At 71.0% G+C, this 23,650-nt stretch carries 14 protein-coding genes; 11 read left to right on the top strand and 3 right to left on the bottom strand.

Annotation, left to right across the window (positions count from 1 at the left end):
* Window positions 1-4 precede the first annotated feature (4 nt).
* Both ACFYRX_RS42775 and ACFYRX_RS42770 read left to right on the top strand, forming a co-directional pair.
* Window positions 5-1,408 carry an NAD(P)/FAD-dependent oxidoreductase gene (locus ACFYRX_RS42775; RefSeq protein ID WP_389112323.1) on the top strand — a complete coding sequence of 468 codons (1,404 nt, stop codon included), beginning with the start codon at window positions 5-7 and terminating at the stop codon, window positions 1,406-1,408.
* 119 nt (window positions 1,409-1,527) lie between these two features.
* Window positions 1,528-1,983: a hypothetical protein gene (locus tag ACFYRX_RS42770; protein WP_389112321.1), complete on the top strand. Its 456-nt coding sequence runs from the start codon at window positions 1,528-1,530 to the stop codon at window positions 1,981-1,983.
* 130 nt (window positions 1,984-2,113) lie between these two features.
* Here the strand turns inward: ACFYRX_RS42770 and ACFYRX_RS42765 are convergent, their stop codons facing one another.
* Together ACFYRX_RS42765 and gabT are read right to left on the bottom strand one after the other, a co-directional pair.
* Window positions 2,114-2,938 (bottom strand): phosphatase PAP2 family protein, encoded by an 825-nt coding sequence (locus ACFYRX_RS42765; RefSeq protein WP_389112320.1) that lies wholly within the window; start codon window positions 2,936-2,938, stop codon window positions 2,114-2,116.
* A gap of 138 nt (window positions 2,939-3,076) precedes the next feature.
* Window positions 3,077-4,411 (bottom strand): 4-aminobutyrate--2-oxoglutarate transaminase, encoded by a 1,335-nt coding sequence (gene gabT / locus ACFYRX_RS42760; protein WP_389112318.1) that lies wholly within the window; start codon window positions 4,409-4,411, stop codon window positions 3,077-3,079.
* Between the two features lie 253 nt (window positions 4,412-4,664).
* Between gabT and ACFYRX_RS42755 the strand changes: the two genes are divergently transcribed.
* From ACFYRX_RS42755 to ACFYRX_RS42745, 3 genes are all read left to right on the top strand, one after another.
* Window positions 4,665-6,791 carry an ATP-binding protein gene (locus ACFYRX_RS42755; RefSeq protein ID WP_389112316.1) on the top strand — a complete coding sequence of 709 codons (2,127 nt, stop codon included), beginning with the start codon at window positions 4,665-4,667 and terminating at the stop codon, window positions 6,789-6,791.
* A gap of 102 nt (window positions 6,792-6,893) precedes the next feature.
* Window positions 6,894-8,555, top strand: a complete 1,662-nt coding sequence (locus ACFYRX_RS42750) for a PucR family transcriptional regulator (RefSeq protein WP_389112315.1) — start codon at window positions 6,894-6,896, stop codon at window positions 8,553-8,555.
* Window positions 8,556-8,653: 98 nt separating this feature from the next.
* Window positions 8,654-10,114 carry an aldehyde dehydrogenase family protein gene (locus ACFYRX_RS42745; RefSeq protein WP_389112313.1) on the top strand — a complete coding sequence of 487 codons (1,461 nt, stop codon included), beginning with the start codon at window positions 8,654-8,656 and terminating at the stop codon, window positions 10,112-10,114.
* A 143-nt stretch (window positions 10,115-10,257) separates the two neighbouring features.
* On the opposite strand, the gene ACFYRX_RS42740 is transcribed toward ACFYRX_RS42745, so the two are convergent.
* Window positions 10,258-13,113, bottom strand: coding sequence for a glycoside hydrolase family 3 C-terminal domain-containing protein (locus ACFYRX_RS42740; protein ID WP_389112311.1), 2,856 nt, complete (start codon window positions 13,111-13,113; stop codon window positions 10,258-10,260).
* A gap of 327 nt (window positions 13,114-13,440) precedes the next feature.
* On the opposite strand from ACFYRX_RS42740, the gene ACFYRX_RS42735 reads away from it, so the two are divergent.
* From ACFYRX_RS42735 to ACFYRX_RS42710, 6 genes are all read left to right on the top strand, one after another.
* Window positions 13,441-15,129, top strand: a complete 1,689-nt coding sequence (locus ACFYRX_RS42735; protein ID WP_389112309.1) for an extracellular solute-binding protein — start codon at window positions 13,441-13,443, stop codon at window positions 15,127-15,129.
* A complete protein-coding gene (locus ACFYRX_RS42730) occupies window positions 15,129-16,181 on the top strand; it encodes an ABC transporter permease (RefSeq protein WP_389112307.1) in 1,053 nt (350 codons plus the stop codon). Before ACFYRX_RS42735 ends, ACFYRX_RS42730 begins: the two co-directional genes overlap by 1 nt.
* Window positions 16,178-17,104: a carbohydrate ABC transporter permease gene (locus tag ACFYRX_RS42725; RefSeq protein ID WP_389112306.1), complete on the top strand. Its 927-nt coding sequence runs from the start codon at window positions 16,178-16,180 to the stop codon at window positions 17,102-17,104. Before ACFYRX_RS42730 ends, ACFYRX_RS42725 begins: the two co-directional genes overlap by 4 nt.
* A gap of 148 nt (window positions 17,105-17,252) precedes the next feature.
* Window positions 17,253-19,463, top strand: coding sequence for a WD40/YVTN/BNR-like repeat-containing protein (locus ACFYRX_RS42720; protein WP_389112304.1), 2,211 nt, complete (start codon window positions 17,253-17,255; stop codon window positions 19,461-19,463).
* A complete protein-coding gene (locus ACFYRX_RS42715) occupies window positions 19,460-21,439 on the top strand; it encodes a beta-galactosidase (RefSeq protein WP_389112302.1) in 1,980 nt (659 codons plus the stop codon). Before ACFYRX_RS42720 ends, ACFYRX_RS42715 begins: the two co-directional genes overlap by 4 nt.
* The gene (locus ACFYRX_RS42710) at window positions 21,436-23,637 is read left to right on the top strand and encodes a glycoside hydrolase N-terminal domain-containing protein (RefSeq protein WP_389112300.1); all 2,202 of its coding nucleotides are present in this window, start codon (window positions 21,436-21,438) and stop codon (window positions 23,635-23,637) included. The genes ACFYRX_RS42715 and ACFYRX_RS42710 overlap by 4 nt, the downstream gene beginning before the upstream one ends.
* Window positions 23,638-23,650 lie beyond the last annotated feature (13 nt).

Below are 23,650 nucleotides of genomic sequence, written 5' to 3'. Positions count from 1 at the left end.
CGCCATGAGCCGTTGGACAAAGGCCCTTTCCGAAGCCCAGCCGGTTCCGTACTGGCTGGACGACCCCGGCAGGCCCCACCCCGAACCCGCCCTCACCGGCGCCGAGACCTGTGACCTGCTGGTCGTCGGCGGTGGCTACAGCGGGCTGTGGACCGCGCTCAACGCGAAGGAGCGCGACCCGCAGCGGGATGTGGTCCTGCTGGAAGGCCGTGAGGTGGGCTGGGCCGCCTCCGGCCGCAACGGCGGTTTCTGCGCCGCCTCGCTCACCCACGGCCTGGCCAACGGGCTGGCCCGCTGGCCGGACGAGATCCACCGGCTCGAGGAGCTGGGCGCCCGCAACCTCGACGAGATCGAGAAGGCGGTCGCCCGGCACGACCTCGACTGCGAGTTCGAGCGCACCGGCGAGCTCGACGTGGCGACCGAGCCGTACCAGGCCGAGGAACTGCGTGACTGGTTCGGGGAACTCCAGGACAAGGGCCTCGCCGACGGCGTCGACCTCCTGGACGCCGACGCGGTGCGGGAACAGGTCGACTCACCGACCTTCCACGCCGGACTGTGGGACCGCAGGGGCGTGGCCATGCTCAACCCGGCCAAGCTCGTCTGGGGCCTGAAGCGGGCGTGTCTGCGGCTCGGCGTGCGCGTCTACGAGAACACCCCCGCCCTGGACCTGAAGTCGTACGGCGCCGGTATGGCCGTACGCACGCCGTACGGTTCCGTGCGCGCCCGCAAGGTCGCGCTCGGCACGAACATCTTCCCGAACCTGGTCAAGCGGGTGCGGGCGTACACCGTGCCGGTCTACGACTACGCGCTGATGACCGAACCGCTGACCGGCGAGCAGCTCGGCGCGATCGGTTGGAAGAACCGTCAGGGGCTCGGGGACTCGGCGAACCAGTTCCACTACTTCCGGCTCTCCGCCGACAATCGGATCCTGTGGGGCGGTTACGACGCCGTCTACCCGTACGGCGGCCGGGTGCGCGCCGAGTACGACGACCGGCCGGAGACGTACGCGAAGCTCGCCGAGCACTTCTTCACCTGCTTCCCGCAGCTGGAGGGAGTGCGCTTCACGCACGCGTGGGGCGGCGCGATCGACACCTGCTCGCGCTTCTCCGCGTTCTACGGCACCGCCCACCGGGGCAGGGTGGCGTACGCGGCCGGCTACACGGGCCTCGGTGTCGGTGCGACCCGGTTCGGCGCGGACGTGATGCTGGACCTGCTGGCCGGGGAGGCCACCGAGCGGACCTCGCTGGAGATGGTCCGCAGGAAACCGCTGCCGTTCCCGCCGGAACCCTTCGCCTGGACCGGCATCGCCCTCACCAAGTGGTCGCTGGCCCGGGCCGACTCCCACGCCGGGCGGCGCAACCTGTGGCTGCGGACCATGGACAAGCTCGGTCTGGGATTCGACAGCTGAACGATCGTATGTGATCCGATTCACCCCAACGGGTGGTCAGAACCCGCGTAATGCCTGCCAGGGACCTCCCTCTCCCTCGTGACGCGACCAGCGTCGACGAAAGAAAGGGAGGTCCCCTCATGACTGGGGCGAAGACGGCGGTCGAGTGGCTGGCATCCGTCGCACCGGATCCCGAGGCCTGCCGCTGGGAATGGGAACGCAACCCCCTCGGGGTCGCGCTGCTTCCGGCGGGCAAGGCCTGGGACGTACTGATCCTGCCGGGCGACCTCGGTTACCCGACGCTCGATGTCCTGACCCGCATCCTCGACCAGCTCGGCCCGGTGCTCGTCGACTTCGGTGACGCCCGGATGGGCTTCTTCGTGCCGCCGGGCACCGCGGCCCGCTGGCTCGGCACCGGCATCCGTTCCGCCGGTGCCGGCACCTGGATCGTCGTGCCGTATCCGGGCCGGGTGGCCGGGGGAGGGGTGCGCTGGCTGGTTCCGCCGGACGGGTCCGGGACCCTCACCGACCCGGCGCTCCTGGAACTGGCGATGCACGAGGCGGCGGCGGGTCTGGCGACGGAGGGTGACGGCTGACCGACGACTCACCGCGCTGTCGTCGGCCGCCCGTGCGGCCGACGCGGACCGGAAAATCCTGTGCACAGTGGAAGTGCGGCGCTGCGGGCGTCCCCCGCCGGCAGCGACAACGCCCAGTGTGTCCAGGAGTTCAGCGGCGGCCGTGCCGTGCCAGGAAGAGCCGGAACAGGAGCAGCAGGTCCGCGCTGAGGCACCAGCTGGCCACCACGTCCAGCGGCCAGTGCCAGCCGTGGCGGACCAGACCGTAGGAGACGCCGAGGACGACAAGGACGTAGCCGAGGACGAGTGTGCGGCGGGTCCGGGTGGACCGGAGCCAGGGGATGACGAGCAGGGTGGCGGCGCCGTACGCGATGGCGGCCGTGGCGGTGTGGCCCGACGGGAAGTAGCCGGTGGCGGGTGGTACGACCGGGGTGCCCGGGCGGTCGGTGAGTTCCTTGAGGGGCACGACCAGCGCCGGGACCAGGGCCATCAGGACGGCTGCCGCGGTGGGCGGCAGCCACCACCGGTCTGTACCAGTGCGGCGGCCGCGCCAGGCGGAGTAGAGGATCGCCAGCACCAGGACCGGGATCGCGACCGTGGCGTTGCCCAGGTCGGAGAGCGCGGCCGAGGGGCGGTCCGGGTGGATCAGTGCGTGGCTGACCCGCTCGTCGACACGCAGAAGCGGCCCGTCCTCGACGACCTGCCAGGTGATCAGGGCGAAGAGGAGGGCCGGAATTCCGAGAAGGAGGGTGAAGAAGGCCGGCCGCCCCGGAACAGGGGGGGTGGTTCCGAGGCGGCCGATCAGATCGGATCGTCGGCCGCCCCGGGGGGTTTGGGGCGGGCGACTGTCCGATCGGTGAGGATATCCGGAGCCGGAAGCTCCAGTTGTGTGCGCGAGGGCACGACCAGGTCGAAGCTGGGGAGGCCCCGGCCTGGCGTCGCCCACAGTCCCCTGTGGGCGGGGTGTATCTCTCATCTGGGTAGAACCTACGGCAGGGCGACGGTGTACGACAGGCGGAATCCCACCCTCACGGGCACCTCGCACACCTTCTTCACACCCTCTGACGCTCACCGCCGCAGCACCGGAATCCCAAGGGGTGTCAGGCCTGTGACATCAGATGCGGGTGAAGGCCTGCTCGATGATGTCGAGCCCCTCGTTCAGGAGGTCCTCGCCGATCACGAGCGGAGGGAGGAAGCGCAGGACGTTGCCGTAGGTGCCACAGGTCAGGACCAGCAGGCCCTCCTGGTGGCAGGCCTTGGCGAGCGCGGCCGTCGCCTCCGGGTTCGGCTCCTTGGTCGTACGGTCCTTGACCAGCTCGATGGCGATCATCGCGCCGCGGCCGCGGACATCGCCGACGATGTCGAACTTCTCGGCCATCGCGGTGAGGCGGGCCTTCATCGTGGCCTCGATCGCCTTCGCCCTCGCGTTGAGGTCGAGCTCCTTCATCGTCTCGATGGAGCCGAGCGCACCGGCGCACGCGACCGGGTTGCCGCCGTAGGTGCCGCCCAGGCCGCCCGCGTGGGCGGCGTCCATGATCTCGGCCCGCCCGGTGACGGCGGCGAGCGGGAGGCCGCCGGCGATGCCCTTCGCGGTGGTGATCAGGTCGGGGACGATGCCCTCGTCCTCGCAGGCGAACCACTGGCCGGTGCGGCAGAAGCCGGACTGGATCTCGTCGGCGACGAAGACGATGCCGTTGTCCTCGGCGAACCGGCTGATCGCGGGCAGGAAACCCTTGGCGGGCTCGATGAAGCCGCCCTCGCCGAGGACCGGCTCGATGATGATCGCGGCGACGTTCTCCGCGCCGACCTGCTTGGAGATCTGGTCGATCGCCTGGGCGGCGGCCTCGGGACCGGCGTTCTCCGGGCCGGTCGGCCAGCGGTAGCCGTACGCCACCGGGACGCGGTAGACCTCGGGGGCGAAGGGCCCGAAGCCGTGCTTGTACGGCATGTTCTTCGCCGTCAGCGCCATGGTGAGGTTGGTGCGGCCGTGGTACCCGTGGTCGAACACGACCACGGCCTGCCGCTTGGTGTACGCCCGCGCGATCTTCACGGCGTTCTCGACGGCCTCGGCGCCACTGTTGAAGAGGGCCGACTTCTTGGCGTGGTCGCCCGGGGTGAGCTCGGCGAGGGCCTCGGCGACCTCCACGTAGCCCTCGTAGGGGGTGACCATGAAACAGGTGTGGGTGAAGTCGGCCAGCTGGGCGCTCGCCCTGCGTACGACGGCCTCGGCGGAGGCGCCGACGCTGGTCACGGCGATGCCGGAACCGAAGTCGATGAGCCGGTTCCCGTCGACGTCCTCGATGATCCCGCCGCCCGCGCGCGCCGTGAAGACGGGCAGCACGGACCCCACGCCCTGCGCGACCGCGGCGACGCGGCGGGCCTGGAGCTCCTGGGACTTGGGTCCGGGGATGGCGGTGACGAGGCGGCGCTCCTGCGGAAGTGCGGTCATGAGGGGCTCCTGGGGTGGTGCGGGCGTTGATCTCGCGGACTCTGTCCAGTTCTTTTCTCGCAGGCTAGGACGGGGGAGGAGGGGTGGGCATGCTCCATGTGGGCGTTGTCGCGGGGGCGGGTTGTCCGTGGTGGACATAGCCGGTTTCCGGAGCGGTGTGACGCATCGGCCCCGCAAACCGTGAACTCCCTTTGCGGGCGCGTTAGATTGGCCGCTGACGGTGGACGGAACGGCTGGTCAGGGAGCAGGGGCGATGGACAGCGACGGGACGCAGGACGCGCGGGGTACGCATGCGAATCCTGTGCCACGGGCACGCTCCGCCATGCCGCCGAGGCCGACGGAGGCACCCGCCGTGCCGCCGCTGCCGGACAGCTCCGCGTTTCTGACCTGGCTGCGGACGCCGCGGCCGGAGGCGGCGCCGGGCATCTGGCGCTTCGGGCACGTGCCCCGGCCGGCCGAGGAGCCCGAGGAAACCCCGAACAGGCAGTTGCTGAGCGGCGCCCTGATCGCCTTCCTGGTCGGCTGGCTCGTGTGGTCGCTCCTGCAGAACGGCTATCTGGGTGCCTGGTGGGCGCTGCCCTTCAAGCTGCTGGTCCCTGACTCCTGGCGCTACACCAGCAGCGAGATCGGGAACCTCGTCCTGTACAAGGGCTACGAGCTGCTGATCGCCCTGGTGATCATGGTGGCGGTCGGCAAGCTGGGCCGCTGGGGCGAGGTCTGGCGGCGCTTCGTGGTGCCCCTGGTGAAGCGTCCCCAGCCCCGTCAGGCGCCCGTGCCGACGGCGGAGGAGGACCCCGCCCACTGGAACCAGCTCCGAGCCGCCGGAGCCTTGGACGCTGCCGAGCGGCTCGCTGCCGAGGCCAGGGCCGGGTTGATGCGCGACGTCGACCACGCCCGGATCGCCCGTGCCTGGCAGGGCGTGCGCGGTGGGCGGTTCAGTCTCGCCACGTTCACCGGTGCGGTGCTCCAGGACGGCTCCGCCGCCTGTCTGCATCCCTCCGGGGAGCGGGACCTGCCCGCCCGGCTGGCCCGGCACGATCTGGTGACCGGGCAGGTGCGGCTGGGGACGACCGCCGACGACGCCCGCAATCCGTACGCCTACCGCGGTACCGGCCTGGGGCTCGGGCCCGAACTGCTCGGTACCTCGCTGCTCGCCGTCGGTCCGGCCGGGTCGGGGAAGACCGGGACCGTCATCAGGCCGCTCGCCGAGTCGCTGTGCCTGCACGCCCTCGCCGGGCGGGCAGCCGTCGTGGTGGTCGGCGCGGCGGGTGCCGGTCTCGGTCCGGCCGATTCCTACGACGTCGTCGTACAGATCGGGAACCCCGAGTCGGTGTACGACCTCGACCTGTACGGCGGGACGACCGACCCGGACGAGGCCGCGGCCGTGCTCGCGGAAGCGCTCGTCGGGGATCTCGCCGAGCCTCACCAAGGGGGCGACACCCGGCGCTCGACCACTGTGCTCGCCCAGCTCCTCGGCCCGTTCCGGGCGGTCCACGGCCGTTTCCCCTCCGTGCCGGAGCTGCGGGGGCTGCTCGACGGCGCCCCCGGGCCGCTGGCCGCGTTGCGCAAGGGGCTCGAGGACTCGGGGCAGGAGTCGCTGCTGCGTGAACTCGACGCGCGGGAGCGGCAGATGGGGCATGCGGGGGACGTGGGGGGCGTCCTCGCGGACCGGATCGCGCTGCTCGACCGGCCCGCGTTCGCCGCGTTCTTCCAGAGCGCGGACTCCGACCCGTCCGGAGGGTCGCGGCCGTTCTCGCTGAAGGCCCTGGACCACCCCGTCCGGGTCCGTGTCGACCTGCCTCAGCGCGGGCACGCCGACGCCTCGCGGATCCTGGCCCGGCTGGTGCTCGCGCAGTTCACGGCGAGTGTCGCGGTGCGGGAGGATCGGTCACTGTTCGCCTGCCTGGTCATCGACGACGCCACGGGGGTCGTGACGCCGGAAGCCGTGCGGGGCATCCAGCGGCTGCGGTCCGGCAACGCCGGGGTCGTGCTCACGCTGCGCACGCTGGACGACGTACCCCGGCCGCTGCGCGGTCCCCTTCTCGGGGCCACCGGGTGCCGGATGGCGCTGGCCGGGCTCACCCCCTGGGACGGACAGGACTTCGCCGAGGTGTGGGGCAAGGAGTGGATCGAGGCGCGGGACGTCACCGACCGGCAGATCATCGCGGAGACCCCGGCCGGGAAGGTGCTGCACGCGGTCAGGAGGGTCATCACCGGCAAGGCGCCCACCGCGCGGGCGGTGACCGTGCGGCAGGTCGAGCGGGAGCGGTGGTCCGCGTCCGAGCTGGCGCACGGGGTGCCGCCGGGGCACGCGGTGCTCTCCCTGACGAGTGTGACGGGCGAGCACGCGCCGCCGCTGCTCGTGGATCTGCGGGGATGACGCGCAGCACGTGACCTGGTGACCGTACGGTGAGGCAGAATCGGCACAGGCCGTTCGTACACAGCGGCCAAATGATCACACCTCTCCGAAGGCACCGGCCCCATGCCCCCCACCCTCGCCTCGCTCGTCCAGCACTCCGCGCTCAAGCTGACCGTGCGCGCGGGCGAGGACCGGCTGGACGTGCCCGTCCGCTGGGCGCACGTCAGCGAGCTCGCCGACCCCGTCCCCTACATGGAGGGCGGGGAACTGCTGCTGATCACCGCGCTGAAGCTGGACGCGGAGGATCCGGAGGCCATGCGGCGGTATGTGAAGCGGCTGGCCGGGGCGGGAGTGGTCGGGCTCGGTTTCGCCGTCGGGGTCAACTACGAGGAGATCCCGACGGCCCTCGTCGACGCGGCCCGCGACGAAGGGCTGCCGCTGCTCGAAGTACCGCGCCGCACGCCCTTCCTCGCCATCAGCAAGGCCGTGTCCGCTGCGATCGCGGCCGACCAGTACAGGTCCGTCACCGCGGGCTTCGCCGCCCAGCGCGAGCTGACCAGGCAGGCCCTGACCGACGGCCCCGAGGGACTGCTCGCCGCCCTCGCCTCCCAGCTGGACGGCTGGGCGGCGCTCTACGACGCCTCGGGTGCCGTCGCCGCCGCCGCACCGGAGTGGGCGGTGCGCCGGGCCGCGCGGATCACCGCCGACGTGGAACGGCTGCGGGACCGGCCCGCGCCCGCCTCCTCCGTGGTCGGCGGGCCCGGTACTCCTGACGACGACGACCGGGTGGAGCTGCACTCCCTGGGCACCGGGCGCCGCCCGCGGGCCACGCTGGCGGTGGGGACGGCCTCGGCGCTCGGTACGGCGCAGCGGTACGCGGTGCAGTCGGCGATCGCGCTGCTGACCCTCACGAGCGAGCGGTCCCGCTCCCTGCACGCCGCCGAGCAGCGGATCGGGGCGTCGGTGCTGCGGATGCTGCTCGCGGGGGAGCCCGAGCACGCGCGAACGGTCGCGGGAGACCTTTACGGCGGGCTCCTGGACGCGCCGTTCCGGGTGCTCGTGGCGGAGACCGTCGCCGTGCCGTCGGTGCGGATCCCCGTCGCGGCTCCGGCCCGGGTGCCGTCCGCCGCCGCGCTCGCCGCCGCCGCCGGGACGAACGGTGACCCGCTCGGGGCGCTCACCGACATCGTGGAGTCCGCGGCGGCCCGTTCCGGCGAGGCCGTGCTCGTGGTCCCCGAGGGCGAGCGGCTGGTGGTGCTGGCCGCGGACGGCGGGGCCGCGGTCGCCGCGTGCGGGGAGTACGCGACGGCCCTGGAGGCGGCGCGGACGGGCGAGCGGACGAACGCCGGGCACGAGGACGAACCGGTCGTCGGGGTCTCGGCCCCGGTGGGACCGATCGCCGCGGCCGCCGCGTACAAGCAGGCCGAACAGGCACTGTCGGTCGCCCGGCGGCGGGGCCGGCTGTGCGTCGAGCACGAACAGCTGGCCTCCGGATCCGTCCTGCCGCTGCTCGCCGACGACGCGGTGAAGGCGTTCGCCGGCGGACTGCTGGGCCCGTTGTACGAGCACGACGCGACGGGCCGGGGTGACCTGGTGGCCTCCCTGCGGGCCTGGCTCTCCCGGCACGGGCAGTGGGACGCGGCGGCCGCGGATCTGGGGGTGCACCGGCACACGTTGCGGTATCGGATGCGCAGGGTCGAGGAGATCCTGGGGCGCTCGCTGGACGATCCGGACGCACGGATGGAGCTGTGGCTGGCGCTGAAGGCGACGTCGGCGGAGCACTGACCGCCGGAAGGCCGGCGCGCCAAATCGGTGCACAGGCTGTCCCCACTGCTACACCCCGGACACATTCCATCCCGCCCACCCGGCCCTACCGTGGGGGCATGACTTCCACCCACGCCTTCTGGCTCGCCGGCCGCCGGGTCGCCGGCGAGGACACCTTCGACGTCACTTCGCCCTGGGACGGACGGCTGGTCGGCAAGGTCGCCGTGCCGGACGACACGCAGATCGAGGAGGCCGTGGCCGCCGCGTACGCCGTACGGGACGAGTTCGCGGCGACCCCCGCCCACGTTCGCGCCGCCGCCCTCGACCACGTCAGCCGCGGGCTCGTCGAGCGCACCGAGGAGATCGCCCAGCTGATCTCCGCCGAGAACGGCAAGCCGGTCAAGTGGGCCCGGGGGGAGGTCGGACGCGCGGTGTCCGTGTTCCGGTTCGCGGCGGAAGAGGCCCGGCGGTTCAACGGCGGGGAGGCCCAGCGGCTCGACACCGACCTCGGCGGGCAGGGGCGCCTCGCGCTGACCCGGCGCTTCCCGAAGGGTGCCGTCCTCGGTATCGCGCCCTTCAACTTCCCGCTCAACCTCTGCGCCCACAAGATCGCCCCGGCGATCGCGGCCGGTGTCCCGATCATCCTCAAGCCCGCCCCCGCCACCCCGCTGTCCGGGCTGGTCATCGGCGAGCTCCTCGCCGCGGCCGCGGCCGAAGGCGCCGAACTGCCCGCCGGTTCCTGGAGCATCCTCCCCGTCCCGAACGACCGCATGGCCGACCTCGTCCAGGACGAGCGCCTGCCCGTGATCTCCTTCACCGGTTCCGAGAAGGTCGGCTACGCGATCATGGACTCGGTGCCGCGCAAGCACTGCACGCTGGAGCTGGGCGGCAACGGCGCCGCGGTCGTGCTCGGCGACTACGCCTCCGACGCCGACCTCGACTGGGCCGCGACCCGTATCGCGACCTTCTCCAACTACCAGGGCGGCCAGTCCTGCATCTCCGTGCAGCGGGTCGTCGCCGACGCGTCGGTGTACGACCGGCTGCTCCCGCGGATCGTCGCCGCCGTCGAGGCCCAGGGCACGGGCGACCCCGGCGACGACAAGACCGACGTCGGCCCGCTGGTCAGCGAGGACGCGGCCAAGCGCGTCGAGGCGTGGGTGAAGGAGGCCGTGGAGGCGGGTGCGAGTCTGCTGACGGGCGGTGACCGCGACGGCGCCTCCTATGCGCCGACCGTCCTCACCGACGTCCCGGCCGACACGACGATCTCCTGCGAGGAGGTCTTCGGACCGGTCCTCACCGTGCAGAAGGTCGACGGCGAGGACGAGGCCTTCGCCGCCGTCAACTCCTCCAAGTACGGCCTCCAGGCAGGCGTGTTCACCCACGACCTGCAGGCCGCCTTCCGTGCCCACCGCGCCCTCGAGGTCGGCGGCGTCGTCATCGGCGACGTCCCCTCCTACCGTGCCGACCAGATGCCGTACGGCGGTGCCAAGCAGTCCGGGGTGGGCCGTGAGGGCGTGAGGTTCGCGATGGACGACTACACCTACGAGCGGGTGCTGGTGCTGACGGGCCTCGCGCTCTGAGAACCCGCGGCCAAACCCTCTAGCTAATGGGAATCATTTCCATATAGAGTGGGCGCAGCGACGCTGACCCGCCGCCCCGAAGGGGCCCGGCACCGATGCCTTCCGGTGCCGGGCCCCTTCTTGTCGTCGGCCGTTCCGGACCCTCAGCCGGAGAAGCCGACGTGCGCGAGCCGCAGCGGGCCGCGCAGCCTGAGGTGGACGTCGTGCACGCCCTCGGCGACGATCCCGGCGTCGAGGGTGGTGTAGTCGTACGGCCCGGAGTCGGATTCCTCCACCTCCAGTACGGCGAGCACCGCGCCCCCGTCCAGCGACAGCTCGACCGCGCCCTCGCCGCAGACCAGAGCCGTCACCTCGGTGACGCCGTCGCCGAAGTCGCAGTCCTTGTAGACGAGTTCACCGGTACGGCCCTCACCCGCGGTCACCGCGTCCCCCGTCTCCTTCGTCCGGTCGACGATCTCGACACCGCTCTGCTCGTCGAAGTCCGCGCCCGCGAGGCCCCGTTGGAGCACGGGACGAGGTGCGCCGGGCTCGCCGTCGAGCGGCACCGTCGTACGCAGCCGGATGTCCTCGCTGGAGGCGCCGGCCAGGAGCTCGTAGGGGCCCGGGTCCAGGCGCCACCGGCCCTGTGTCACGTCCCAGAACTCGAAGGCGCTCAGGGGGACTTCGAAGGACAGCTCCTCGCGGGCGCCGGGCGCGAGTGTCACGCGCCGGTGGGCCACCAGTTCGCAGCGCGGGCGGGGGAGTGCGGGGTCGACCGCGCGGGTGTAGAGCTGGGCGACCTCGTCGGCGGTGACGTCACCGGTGTTCGTGATCGTGAACGAGACGTGCGCCGTCCCGTCGTCGATCCGCACGCCGAGATCGCCGTACGAGAAGGACGCGTACGACAGGCCGTGCCCGAACGGGAACAGGGGTGTGCCCTCGAAGTAGAGGTAGGTCTGACGGCTGCCGATGACGTCGTAGTCGAGGAGGCCGGGCAGGTCGGCGTCGCTCTCGTACCAGGTCTGCGGGAGGCGGCCGGCGGGGGAGACGTCACCGGCCAGGACGCGGGCCAGGGCGGTGCCGGCCGCCTGGCCGCCGTGCGCTGTCCAGAGCGTTGCGGACAGGCCCGCGGTGTCGACCGCGTACGGGTAGGCCGAGACCAGCGCCAGGACCGTGCGGGGGTTCGCGGCGCGGGCCGCCCGCAGCAGGCGCTCCTGATGGGCGGGGAGGCGCAGGGAGGTGCGGTCCTCGGTCTCGCGGCCGTTGATGTGTGGATCGTTTCCCGCGACGACCAGGACGACATCCGCCTCGGATGTGACGCGGGTCACTGCGTCTTCGCCGCGTTCGACGATGATCAGCTCAAAGGTTTCCGCGTTCTGGTCGTTCTCGCCGTTTTCGTCGGCAACCTTTACTCCGTCCGCGCCGACAGTGACGTGGCGGCCCGTGCCGATGTGCCTGAGGAGGTGACCGCTGCCGTGCTGTTCCAGGCGGAACGTCTCCTGGACGACCCAGCCTCCGGGCTGGTCGGCGGAGGCGCGCAGATAACCGTCCTCGGCGACGGAGACATAGCGGCCGTCGGGGGCGCGGAGCGTGAGGACGCCCTCGTCCCAGTCGATCAGCGCGAACTCGGTGCCGGTGGCGTCCGTCGTCAGCGGGGGCAGGTCGGTGCGGCCCGCGAGCAGCGCCGGGTCCAGGGCGCCCTCGGCGCCGCGCACCTCGTCCTCGCTGCCCTCGGAGGCAGGGACGTGCAGAAACGTCCCGGCAGAGGTCTTCAGGCGGACCCGGTCCACGCCCTCCGCGAACTCCACACGCTCGGCGCCGAACCGCTCGTACAGCCCCTCCAGCGGGGTGGAGCGGTGGATGAGCGTGCCGCTGTACCAGTCGACCTTGCACTCGTCGGCGAGCAGACCGACCACGGCGATCCGGGTGTCGGGGGCGAGCGGCAGCACACCGTCGTTCCTGAGCAGGACGATCGCCTGCTCGGCGGCCTCCTGGGCGAGCGCGCGGTGCTCCGGCGTGTCGAAGTCCTTGTCGTCGGCGTGCGGGTCGAGTTGCGGGTCGAACTCGCCGAGCCGGAAGCGGACCGAGAGCTGCCGGCGCACCGCGGTGTCGATGTCGGCCTCGGTCAACAGGCCCTGGTCCAGAGCCCCTTGGATGCGCACGGTGATCTGCGAGCTGTCCGTGCCATGGTCGGTGAAGCTGTCGACGCCGGCCCTGAGCGAGGCGGCGGTCGCCTCCTCGTGGGTGTCGAAGTAGTGCTCGTGGTCGACCAGGTTGGAGGGCGCGCCCGCGTCCGAGCAGACCAGCAGGTCCTCCTCGGTCCAGGCGCGCAAGTGCTCGCGCAGGTAGGGCGAGACGTGGTTGGGGCGGCCGTTGACCAGGTTGTACGCCGGCATCACCCCGGCCACCGTGCCCGCCTCGACCGTCTCGCGGAAGGCGCGCAGGTCGTACTCGTGCAGCACGCGCGGGCGCACCGAGCTCGACGCGGTGGCCCGGTCCGTCTCGTTGTTGTGGGCCAGCCAGTGCTTGAGGACCGGGGCGGTGCGCCAGTACGTCGGGTGGTCGCCGCGCAGCCCCCGGGTGTAGGCGGTGGCGATCGCCGAGGTGAGCTTCGGGTCCTCCGAGTAACCCTCCTCGTTACGGCCCCACAGCGGGTGCCGGAGCAGGTTGACCGTCGGCGCCCAGACGTTGAGGCCGACGCGGTCGTCGTGGGCGCGCATCGCCCGGACCTCCTTGGACACCGCCTCGCCGACGCGTCGTACGAGCTCGGTGTTCCAGGTCGCGCCGAGGCCGACCGCCTGCGGGAAGACCGTCGCCGGGCCCATCCACGCGACGCCGTGCAGCGCCTCCTGGCCGGTGCGGAACCCCGCGATGCCGAGCCGCTCGACGGCCGGGGCGAACTGGTGCAGGAAGCCGATTTTCTCGTCGGGGGTCAGCCGCGACAGCAGATCGTCGATGCGCTTCGCGAACGGCATGTGCGGATCGCGAAATGGCGGTGTGTGCGGCGGGTGTGCGGTCACGTGGGGATCCCCTTGCGATGGATCGGTTCGATGCTTTCGAAGCGCTTCGATGCTCATTCGACTTCGGGGTGGGTGTCAAGAGATCAACACCGTCACTTCAAGCGGTGCATAAGAAAAGGTCTCCCCTTGCACCTCCGAGGAATCTTGCATCCGACTCTTGTGCACCCCTGGGTGTTCACTTAACCTCACAGCAACATCGAAGCGCTTCGACTACGGATCGCCGTTACATGGGTCGAGGCCAGCTTCAGCTCAGCCAGTTCCACTCAAGACACCGCAGCCGACGGCTCCACCGCCGGGTGTCCTGGTGCGCCATGAAGGGTTGACGCAATGACGCCGAACGCCGCTTCCCCCTCCTCTGGTCCTTCCGGGCCCAGCCGGAGAAGCTTCCTCGCCTCCACCGCGGTCGCCACCGCAGCGGTGGCGGGCGGGATGCCGCTGCTTGCCGCCTGTGGCGGCTCGGACAGCGGGGAGCGTGAAGGGACCACGTCGGGCAAGGCCGCGGACAAGATGCTCCCGGCCTTCGTCGCCAGCACGGTCGCGAACCCCGACCTCCCGTCGAAGAACGGCTCGGCCGCCGGCTACACCGGCAAGGTCGACCTCGCGGCCCTGAAGACCTCGGTCCCGGAGAAGCTCGGCACCGGCGCCCCCATCAAGATCATGTCCCCCTTCTGGGGCTCCCCGCCTAAGGCCGGCTGCGCCTACTACAAGGCGCTCGACGCCGCCGCGGGCACCAAGGTCACCTGGCAGAACCAGGACGGCAACACCTACGGCGAGAAGCTCGGCGCCGTTCTCGCCTCCAGCTCCATACCCGACATGGTGGTCGTACCCGGCTGGGAACTGGTCGGCAAGATCTCCAACGCCGTCACCGCGAAGTTCATGGACCTCAGCCCCTACCTCGCGGGCGACAAGGTCAAGAAGTACCCGAACCTGGCCGCGATCCCCTCCGACGCCTGGCGCATGGGCATCTTCGGCGGTGCGCTGCGCGGCATCCCGATGCCGGCCGCCACCGCGAACTGGATCACGCCCTTCTACCGCAAGGACGTCTTCGACAAGAAGGGCTGGTCGGTCCCCAAGTCGCCGGACGAGTTCCTCAGCTGGGCCAAGGAGGCCACCAGCGCCAAGGCCAAGGTATGGGCCTGCGCCGACATGAACTGGTCCGCCTGGAGCTTCTTCGGTGTCCGCCCCTCCGGGACGCTCGGCTGGAACATCGGGGACGACGGCAAGCTGACCTACCGCCATGAGGTGCCCGAGTACCTCGAGGCCCTGGAGTGGGTCCGCAAGCTGTTCGACGCGGGCGTGGTCCACCCTGACGACAAGGCGCGCACCGGAGACCAGGGCCAGCGGTTCACCGCCGGGCAGGTTCTCGTCTACAACGACAACATCTCCAGCTGGTACGGCAAGACCGCAGAACAGGCCGCGTCCAACCCGGACTTCAAGATCGAGGGCATGGACCTCTTCGGAGCCGACGGCGGCAACCCGACGCTGTGGGCCTCCCAGCCCGCCACCATCTGGTCGTTGATCCGCAAGGGCGCCTCCAAGACGACGATCGAGAACGCGCTGGCCGCCGCCGACTTCTCCGCCGCGCCCTACGGCACCAAGGAGCGGATGCTCGTCGACTACGGCGTCGAGGGCACCCACTACACCGTCAAGGACGGCGTCCCGGTCAAGAACGACCTCGGCAACTCCGAGGTCCTCAACGCCTGGGTGATGCTGGCCGCGCCGGCCGCCTACTTCGCCCACCCCGACTTCCCCGAGACCGCCCGCAAGCAGGTCGAGTGGCAGCAGCGGATGGGCGCCTTCATGAAGAAGACGTCGACCTTCGGCATGAACATCGTCGAGCCGACCCGCTGGGCCAACCTCGGCAGCCAGTTCGAGCAGCTGGAGATCGACTACGTGCGCGGCAACCGCAAGCTCTCCGACGTCCAGGCGGCCATCTCCACCTGGAAGTCCTCCGGCGGCGACAAGCTGCGCGACTGGTACAAGCAGCTCCTCGACAAGAACGGCAGCGGCAACTGATGTCCATCACGGCCGGGAGCAGGCCCGACGGGACTCGTCCTCCCGCGGCCGTCGAGGAACCGACGGCCGCGGTCGCCGCCGCAGTGGTGAAGAACCGGGTTCCGGGCAAGGCGAGCAAGGCCGGCAAGGTTCCCTTCAAGATCCGGCTGCGCCGCGACCGCACGCTCATCCTGATGACGCTGCCGGTCATGTTCCTGCTCCTGCTCTTCAACTACGTCCCGCTGCTCGGCAACGTCGTCGCCTTCCAGGAGTACGACCCGTACGTCTCCAGCAACGGCGTCACCGCGATTTTCCACAGCCCCTGGGTCGGGGTGGAGCAGTTCTCGCGGATGATCGACGACCCGCTGTTCTGGAGCGCCGCGAAGAACACCATCGTGCTGTTCGTACTCCAGCTGGTGCTGTTCTTCCCGATCCCCATCGCCCTCGCGCTGCTCATCAACAGCGTGATCCGGCCCCGGGTCCGGGCCGTGGCACAGGCGATCATGTATCTGCCGCACTTCTTCTCGTGGGTCCTCGTCGTCACCGTGTTCCAGCAGATCTTCGGCGGTGCGGGCATCATCGCCCAGACCCTGGAGAACCACGGCTGGACCGGCTTCGACCTGATGACCAACGCGGGCCTGTTCAAGTACCTGGTCACCGCGCAGGCCGTCTGGAAGGACTCCGGCTGGGGGATCATCGTCTTCCTCGCCGCGCTGGCCGCCGTCAGCACCGACCTGTACGAGGCCGCCGCCATGGACGGCGCCGGGCGCTGGCGCCGCATGTGGCACGTGACGCTGCCCGCGCTGCGCCCGGTGATCGCGCTGCTCCTGGTCCTCAGGGTCGGCGACGCGCTCAGCGTCGGCTTCGAGCAGTTCCTGCTCCAGCGGTACGCGGTCGGGGTCGGGGCCAGCGAGGTCCTCGACACGTACGTCTGGAACATGGGTATCCAGAACGGCGACTTCAGCTATGCGGCCGCGGTCGGCCTCGTCAAGGGAGCCATCGGAGTGTGTCTCGTCCTGGGCGCGAACAAGTTCGCGCACCTGCTCGGCGAGCAGGGGGTGTACCAGAAGTGAGCCTCAACACCCAGCTCATCCGCAGCCTCAAGGCCCCCGCCCGGCCCGCGTGGGAGGAGGAGCCCAACAAGGCCGGCATCACCGCGAAGAGCGGCCTCTTGCTCCTGTGCTGCCTCGGGGTGCTCGGTCCGCTGTGGATCGTCATCGTCACCAGCCTCTCCCCGAAGCCGGTGATCGACCGGGTCGGCGGCCTCGTCGTGATCCCCCAGGGCATCACCTTCGTCAACTACACGGAACTGCTCAGCGGCGGACAGGTCAGCCGGGCGATCATGGTCTCGCTCGGGGTCACGATCTTCGGCACCCTGTTCTCGATGGCGGTGTCGGTGCTGGCGGCGTACGGGCTGTCGCGGCCCGGGAGTCTGGGCCACCGGTTCTTCCTGGTGACCATGATGGCGACCATGTTCTTCGGCGCCGGCCTCATCCCGACGTACCTGCTGGTGCAGTCGCTGGGGCTCACGGACACCTATCTGTCGCTGATCCTGCCGAGTGCTGTCAGCGTCTTCAACATCCTTGTGCTGCGGGCCTTCTTCATGGGGATCTCGCCCGAACTCACCGAGTCCGCGCGCATCGACGGGGCCGGTGACATGCGGATCCTGCTGACCATCATCATGCCGCTGTCCCGGGCTGTGCTGGCCGTGATCTCGCTCTTCTACGCGGTCGGGTACTGGAGTGCCTGGTTCAACGCGTCGATCTATCTCAGTGACCAGTCGATGATGCCGCTGCAGAACGTGCTCATCCAGCTGGTGCAGAAGAACACGGCGAACCCCACGGGGTTGCAGCAGGCGGTTCGTACGGGGCAGTTGTCGGCGTTGGGGTTGCAGATGGCCGTCATGGTGCTGGCGTTGATTCCTGTCGCGGTGGCTTCTCCGTTCGTCCAGCGGCATTTCAAGAAGGGCATGCTCACCGGTGCGGTGAAGGGATGACCTGCGCCTAATCGACTGGGGGCTTCGATCGGTCGGCGGCTGCGGGTTCGTTGTGGATTGTCGCGCCCACGCGGCGGAGCCGCACATCGATACAGTCCCGCGCCCCTGAGGGGCGTTCACTTCCCCTTAGTTCAGAGCGAGGTTTGTCATGCTTGGGTCCAGGCTTAGCCGTCGTGCCGTTCTTGCCGGGACCGCGGCCGCCGCCGCGATCACCGCCGTTCCGTCCTTCACGGGGGCTGCCGCGGCCGTCGGCTCCGCCACCCCCTCCTACCGCTGGCGCCAAGTCGCCATCGGCGGTACCGGTTTCGTCACCGGTGTCCTCTTCCACCCCTCCGTCCGGGGTCTCGCCTACGCCCGTACCGACATCGGCGGCGCCTACCGCTGGGACGACAGATCGGCCCGTTGGATCCCCCTCAACGACGATCTCGGCTGGGACGACTGGAACCTTCTCGGTGTCGAGGCCATGGCCGTCGACCCCGTCCACCCCGACCGGGTCTACCTCGCGCTCGGCACCTACGCCCAGTCCTGGGCCGGCAACGGGGCTGTGCTGCGCTCCGAGGACCGGGGAGCCACCTGGGCCCGCACCGACCTGGCCGTGAAGCTCGGCGGGAACGAGGACGGCCGGGGAACGGGGGAGCGGCTGCTCGTCGACCCCCGGGACAGCGACACGCTGTGGCTCGGAACCCGACACGACGGGCTGCTCAAGTCCACCGACCGGGGCGCGACTTGGGCCACCGCGAGTACCTTCCCAGGAGCTCCGAGCAGCGGCGGTCAGGGTGTCACCCTGCTCGTCGCCGCCGGACGGACCCTCTACGCCGGCTGGGGCGACTCCGACGGCACCGCCCCCAACCTGTACCGCACCTCCGACGGCACCACCTGGGAGGCCGTCCCCGCGCAGCCCTCCGGTACCTCCGCCAAGGTGCCGATCAGGGCCGCCTATGACTGCCACACCCGGGAGTTGTACGTCAGCTACGCCAACGCGCCCGGCCCCAACGGGCAGTCCGACGGCAGTGTGCACAAGCTGGCCACGGCGAGCGGCAAATGGACCGACGTCACGCCCGTGAAGCCCGGCGGGACCACGAGCGACGGCTCATCCGACACCTTCGCCTACGGCGGCGTCGCCGTGGACGCCCGCCGCCCCGGCACGGTCGTCGTCTCCACCAACAACCGCTGGGCGGCCGTCGACACCCTGTACCGGACCACGAACGGCGGCCGCACCTGGACGTCGCTGAAGGACTCCGCGGTCCTCGACGTGTCCGAGACCCCGTTCCTCACCTTCGGCGCCGACGCGCCCAAGTTCGGCTGGTGGATCCAGGCCGTCGCCCTCGACCCGTACGACTCGAAACACGTCGTCTACGGCACCGGCGCGACCCTCTACGGCACCCGGGACCTGAAGCACTGGGCCCCTCAGATCCGCGGCCTGGAGGAGACCTCCGTACGGCAGTTGATCTCGCCCCCGACCGGGGAGGCACACCTGCTCAGCGGTCTCGGGGACGTCGGTGTCATGTACCACGAGCGGCTCACCGCCTCACCCTCGCGCGGCATGGCTTCGAACCCCGTGTTCGGATCGGCGACCGGACTCGCCCAGGCCGCCGCCAAGCCGTCGTACGTCGTCCGCACCGGCTTCGGCGACCACGGCAACGGGGCCTTCTCCAAGGACGGCGGCAAGTCCTGGGCGCCCTTCGCGGCCCAGCCCGCCCTCGCCAAGGACTCGCCGGGACCGATCGCCACCAACAGCGACGGCAGCGTGCTGCTGTGGACCTTCCTGCACTGGGACGGCACCAAGTACTCCGCCCAGCGCTCCACCGACAACGGGGCGAGCTGGTCCGAGATCCCCACCTGCCCCAAGGGCGCCACCCCGCTCGCCGACCCGGCCGACCCGACGCGCTTCTACGCGTACGACACCGACACCGGCACCCTGTTCGCCAGCACCGACAGCGGTCTCACCTTCACCGGGCGCGCGACCGGACTGCCCTCGGGGGACAGCCAGTTCCAGCTGACCGCGGCCCCGGGACGCTCCGGCGACCTGTGGCTGAGCACCAAGACGAACGGCCTGTACCGGTCCACCGACGGCGGAGCGACCTTCACCAAGCTCACCAGCTGCTGGGCCTCCCACACGCTCGCCTTCGGGAAGGCCGCGGACGGCGCGGACTATCCGGCGATCTACCAGGTCGGCTCCACGGAGTCGATCACCGCCGTGTACCGCTCCGACGACGGCGCGAAGACCTGGGTACGCGTCAACGACGACCAGCACCAGTGGGGCTGGATCGGCGCGACCATCGCCGCCGACCCGCGGGTGTACGGCCGCGTCTACATCGCCACCAACGGCCGGGGCATCCAGTACGGGGAGCCGGCATGACACCGGGACTCCAGGACGCCACCCGCGGCCGCATCCTCTACGGCGGCGACTACAACCCCGAGCAGTGGCCCGAGGAGACCTGGCTGGAGGACGTGCGCCTCATGAGGGCCGCCGGCGTCAACTCCGTCACCCTCGGCGTGTTCTCCTGGGCGAAGCTCGAACCCCGGCCGGGAGAGCGGGACTTCGGTTGGCTGGACCGGCTGATGGACCTCATGCACGAGAACGGCATCGGCGTCGTCCTCGCCACCCCGACGTCCTCGCCCCCGCCGTGGATGGGGCACCTGCACCCCGACACCCTGCCCGTCACCGAGGACGGACGCACCGAGTACTGGGGCGGGCGCCAGCACTTCTCGCACTCCAGCGCCACCTACCGCCGATACGCCGCCGCCATCACCGAGGACCTCGCCGCCCGCTACGGCGGCCACCCGGCCCTCACCATGTGGCACATCAACAACGAGTACTGCACCTACGACTGGAGCGACGAGGCCGCCGCCCGCTTCCGCACCTGGATCCGGAACAAGTACGGCACCCTCGAGGAACTCAACGAGGCCTGGGGCACGGCCTTCTGGAGCCAGGGTTACGGCGACTGGGCCGAGATCCACACACCCCGCAACGCCCACTACATGAAGAACCCCACCCAGGTTCTGGACTTCAAGCGGTTCACCTCCGACATGCTCCTGGAGTGCTACCTCGCCGAGCGGGACATCGTCCGCCTGGCCACCCCGCACACCCCGGTGACCAGCAACTTCATGCCGCTGTGGGTCGGCCAGGACGCCTGGCGCTGGGCCGAGGAGGAGGACGTCGTCTCCGTCGACCTCTACCCCGACCCGCGGGACCCGCTGGGAGCCCAACAGGGCGCCCTCGTACAGGACATGACCCGCTCGCAGGCCCGCGGTCCCTGGATGCTCATGGAGCAGGCCGCGGGGCCGGTCAACTGGCGGGGCGTGAACCACCCGAAGCCGCGGGGCATTAACCGTCTCTGGTCCCTCCAGGCGGTGGCCCGGGGTGCCGACGCCGTCTGCTACTTCCAGTGGCGGCAGTCCCGGCAGGGCGCGGAGAAGTTCCACTCCGGGATGGTCAGTCACGCGGGCGAGGAAGGCCGTACCTACCTGGAGGTCAAGCAGCTCGGCGCCGAACTCTCCCGGATCTCAGGCGAGGTGACGGGCCGTCACACCGCCTACGACATCGCCGTCCTGCACGACTGGCATGCCTGGTGGGCCGGCTCCCAGGAGGGCCGCCTCTCCCACCGGGTCGACCACCCCGACCTCCTGAAGGCATGGCACCGTGCCCTCTGGGAGGCCCACCTCACCACCGACTTCGCCCATCCCGAACACGACCTCACCGCCTACAAGCTGGTCGTCGTCCCTCAGCTCTACGCCCTCACCGACGCGGCGATCGACAACCTCCTCGCCTACGTCCGCCAGGGCGGCACCCTCGTCTCCGGCTTCCTCACCGGCGTCGCCGACCAGGACGACCGGGTACGCCCCGGCGGCATGGACGCCCGCCTGCGCGAGCTGTTCGGCATCCGCACCCTGCACGAGTGGTGGCCGCTCGACGCCGACGAACACGCCGAGTGCGACAGCGAACCGGGCGGTTTTCGCGGCACCTTGTGGTCGGAGGAGATCGACAAGGACGACAGCGCCACAACAGAGGCCGCCTACAAGGGGGGTGAGCTCGACGGGCTGCCCGCGGTGCTCCGCAGGGACCGCGCCTGGTACTTCTCGACGCTCCCCGAGCCGGATGCCCTGCGCGGACTCCTCGCCCGTATCGCCCACGACGCGGGCGCCCGCCCCGCCCTCGACGCACTGCCCGACCGGGTCGAGGCGGTCCGCCGCGGTGACCTGCTCTTCCTCCTCAACCACGGTCGCGACTCGGTGACGGTGGACGTCCCCGGCACCCACCGGGACCTGCTGACGGGGGAGTCCGTCACGGACCGGGTGACGCTGGGCCGCTACGGAGTGGTGGTACTCGCGTGACGAGCGACGGCCCCGTCCACGGCACCTGGGAGCCCGGACCGGCCACCCGCTGGGAGGACGGCTTCCTGAGCGGCAACGGCCGTCACGGCGCCCTCCTGTTCGGCGACCCGGGTGACGAGCGGGTCGTCGTCACCCACCACACCCTGGTCCGCCCCAACGGCTCCGAACACGCCCGCCCGCCCCGGCTCGCCGCCGAACTCCCCGCACTCCAGGACCGGTTGCTCGCCGGCGACCTGCACGCCGCCGAGAGCTTCACCGACCGGCGCGAACTCCAGTGGGTACAGCCCTTCCACCCCGCCTTCGCGATACGGCTGCGACGGCCCACCTCCGCCGGGACACCTGAGCACCGCCGCGCCGTCGACTTCACCACCGGTGTGGCGCGGACCGAGTACGAGGGCCACCTCAGCCGCGTCTTCGTCTCCCGCGCCGACGACGTCATCGTCCACCAGGTCACCGCCCCCGACCTGGACATCTCTCTCGACCACCGGCTCCCGGGCGCACCCCACGACCTCGCCGTCGGCCACGGCGCCGTCCTCACCCCCGAGGGCGCCCTGCTCACCCTGCGCGCCCGCTACCCCGGCAGCGACCGTGCCTGCACCGGCATCACCCTCGTCACCGTCACGGGCGGCCGTACGACCCTCACACCTCCCGGCCTCCGCATCACCGGCGCGGACTCCGTCCTCCTCCTCACCCGCGTCCTGCGCCACACCGACGAACCGGACGCACTCGCCGAGGCCCGGGCCCTGGGCGAGCTGCTTCCGGACCAGGACCCCTATGAGGGCCTCTTGGCCCGGCACGCCGAGGTGCACCGCCCCGCCTACGAGCGCGTGACCCTCGACCTCGGCGCGGACCCCGCCGAACGCGCTCTGCCGGGCTCGGAGTTGCTCACGCGTCCCGACAGCCCCGCCCTCCTGGAACGCCTCTTCGCCGCCGGCCGCTACCACCTGCTCTCCGCCAGCGGTCTCTTCCCGCCCCGCCTCACCGGCCTGTGGACCGGCGACTGGAACACGGCCTGGTCGGGAGCGTTCACCAACGACGCCAACGTCAACCTCCAGACCGCGTCCGCCGCGAGCGCCGCCCTCCCCGAAGTCACCGAGGCCCTCGCCTCCCTGATTCACCGTCAGATACCGGACTGGCAGGACAACGCCCGCGAGATCTTCGGCACCCGAGGCGTCGTCGCCCCGCCGCACTCCGACGGCGAGTCCGGGCTGACGTACCACTTCAGCCGCGAATACCCGCTGCACGTGTGGACCGCGGGGGCCGACTGGCTGCTCAAGCCCCTTGTCGACCACGACGAGACCCGCGGCGAGCAGGACCCGCGCACCGCGCACGCGCTCGCCGAGGTCGCCCGGTTCTACGAGGACTTCCTGACGCGGGTCGACGAGAACGGGCACCTCGTCGTCGTCCCCTCCTACTCGCCCGAGAACCGCCCCGCGAACGCGAGTTGGGGCGCGATCAACGCGGCCATGGACCTCTCGGCCGCCCGGCACGCCCTGCGCACGGCCGCCGCCTACCACCCGGGCACCGAGCAGGCGGAGATCTGGCGTGCCCTCGCCGAGCGTCTCCCGCCCCACCGGACCAACGCCGAAGGCGCCCTCGCCGAATGGGCCTGGCCCGGCCTCGACGACACCTACGACCACCGCCACCTCAGCCACCTCTACGGTGTCTGGCCGCTCGACGAGATCACCCCCTACGACACCCCCGACCTCGCCAAGGCCGCCCACCGCGCCCTCGAACTGCGCGGCGCCGAGAACGACTCGGCCCACGGTCACCTCCACCACGCCCTCGTCGCGGCCCGGCTGCGCGACGGCGAACGGGTCGCGCACGCCCTCGGCCAGGTCCTGAAAGGCGACTTCTTCCACACCTCCCTGATGAGCGCGCACTACCCGAACCGGGACGTCTACAACGCGGACGCCGCCCACACCCTGCCCGCCGTGCTCGTCGAGATGCTCGTGCAGTCGACGCCGGACCGGCTGGTGCTCCTTCCGGCCGTGCCGCGGGCGTACCCGACCGGGCAACTCAAGGGCATCCGCACCAGGTTCGGGGCCGAACTCGACCTCACCTGGAGCCCGCACGAAGCGACCGCGGTGATCCGCCCCACCCGGACCCACCGCGTCGAACTCCGGACTTTCTCCGGCGCCGAGCCGCTCGACCTTGTCGCCGGAGAAGACCACGTCCTCCGTCTGGAGGCGTGGTAACCCCCCTCCGCAA

The sequence above is a fragment of the Streptomyces sp. NPDC005374 genome (assembly GCF_042872225.1).
Lineage (GTDB): Bacteria > Actinomycetota > Actinomycetes > Streptomycetales > Streptomycetaceae > Streptomyces.
The sequence above is the reverse complement of the archived record's forward strand: the minus strand, read 5'-3'. Positions and strand labels throughout refer to the sequence as shown.

What these genes read in the sequence shown, in the direction of transcription:
- ACFYRX_RS42775 (WP_389112323.1), top strand. Translation starts at nt 5, where the DNA reads ATGAGCCGTTGGACAAAGGCCCTTTCCGAAGCCCAGCCGGTTCCGTAC.
- ACFYRX_RS42770 (WP_389112321.1), top strand. Translation starts at nt 1,528, where the DNA reads ATGACTGGGGCGAAGACGGCGGTCGAGTGGCTGGCATCCGTCGCACCG.
- ACFYRX_RS42765 (WP_389112320.1), bottom strand. Translation starts at nt 2,938, where the DNA reads ATGAGAGATACACCCCGCCCACAGGGGACTGTGGGCGACGCCAGGCCG.
- gabT (WP_389112318.1), bottom strand. Translation starts at nt 4,411, where the DNA reads ATGACCGCACTTCCGCAGGAGCGCCGCCTCGTCACCGCCATCCCCGGA.
- ACFYRX_RS42755 (WP_389112316.1), top strand. Translation starts at nt 4,665, where the DNA reads ATGGACAGCGACGGGACGCAGGACGCGCGGGGTACGCATGCGAATCCT.
- ACFYRX_RS42750 (WP_389112315.1), top strand. Translation starts at nt 6,894, where the DNA reads ATGCCCCCCACCCTCGCCTCGCTCGTCCAGCACTCCGCGCTCAAGCTG.
- ACFYRX_RS42745 (WP_389112313.1), top strand. Translation starts at nt 8,654, where the DNA reads ATGACTTCCACCCACGCCTTCTGGCTCGCCGGCCGCCGGGTCGCCGGC.
- ACFYRX_RS42735 (WP_389112309.1), top strand. Translation starts at nt 13,441, where the DNA reads ATGACGCCGAACGCCGCTTCCCCCTCCTCTGGTCCTTCCGGGCCCAGC.
- ACFYRX_RS42730 (WP_389112307.1), top strand. Translation starts at nt 15,129, where the DNA reads ATGTCCATCACGGCCGGGAGCAGGCCCGACGGGACTCGTCCTCCCGCG.
- ACFYRX_RS42720 (WP_389112304.1), top strand. Translation starts at nt 17,253, where the DNA reads ATGCTTGGGTCCAGGCTTAGCCGTCGTGCCGTTCTTGCCGGGACCGCG.
- ACFYRX_RS42715 (WP_389112302.1), top strand. Translation starts at nt 19,460, where the DNA reads ATGACACCGGGACTCCAGGACGCCACCCGCGGCCGCATCCTCTACGGC.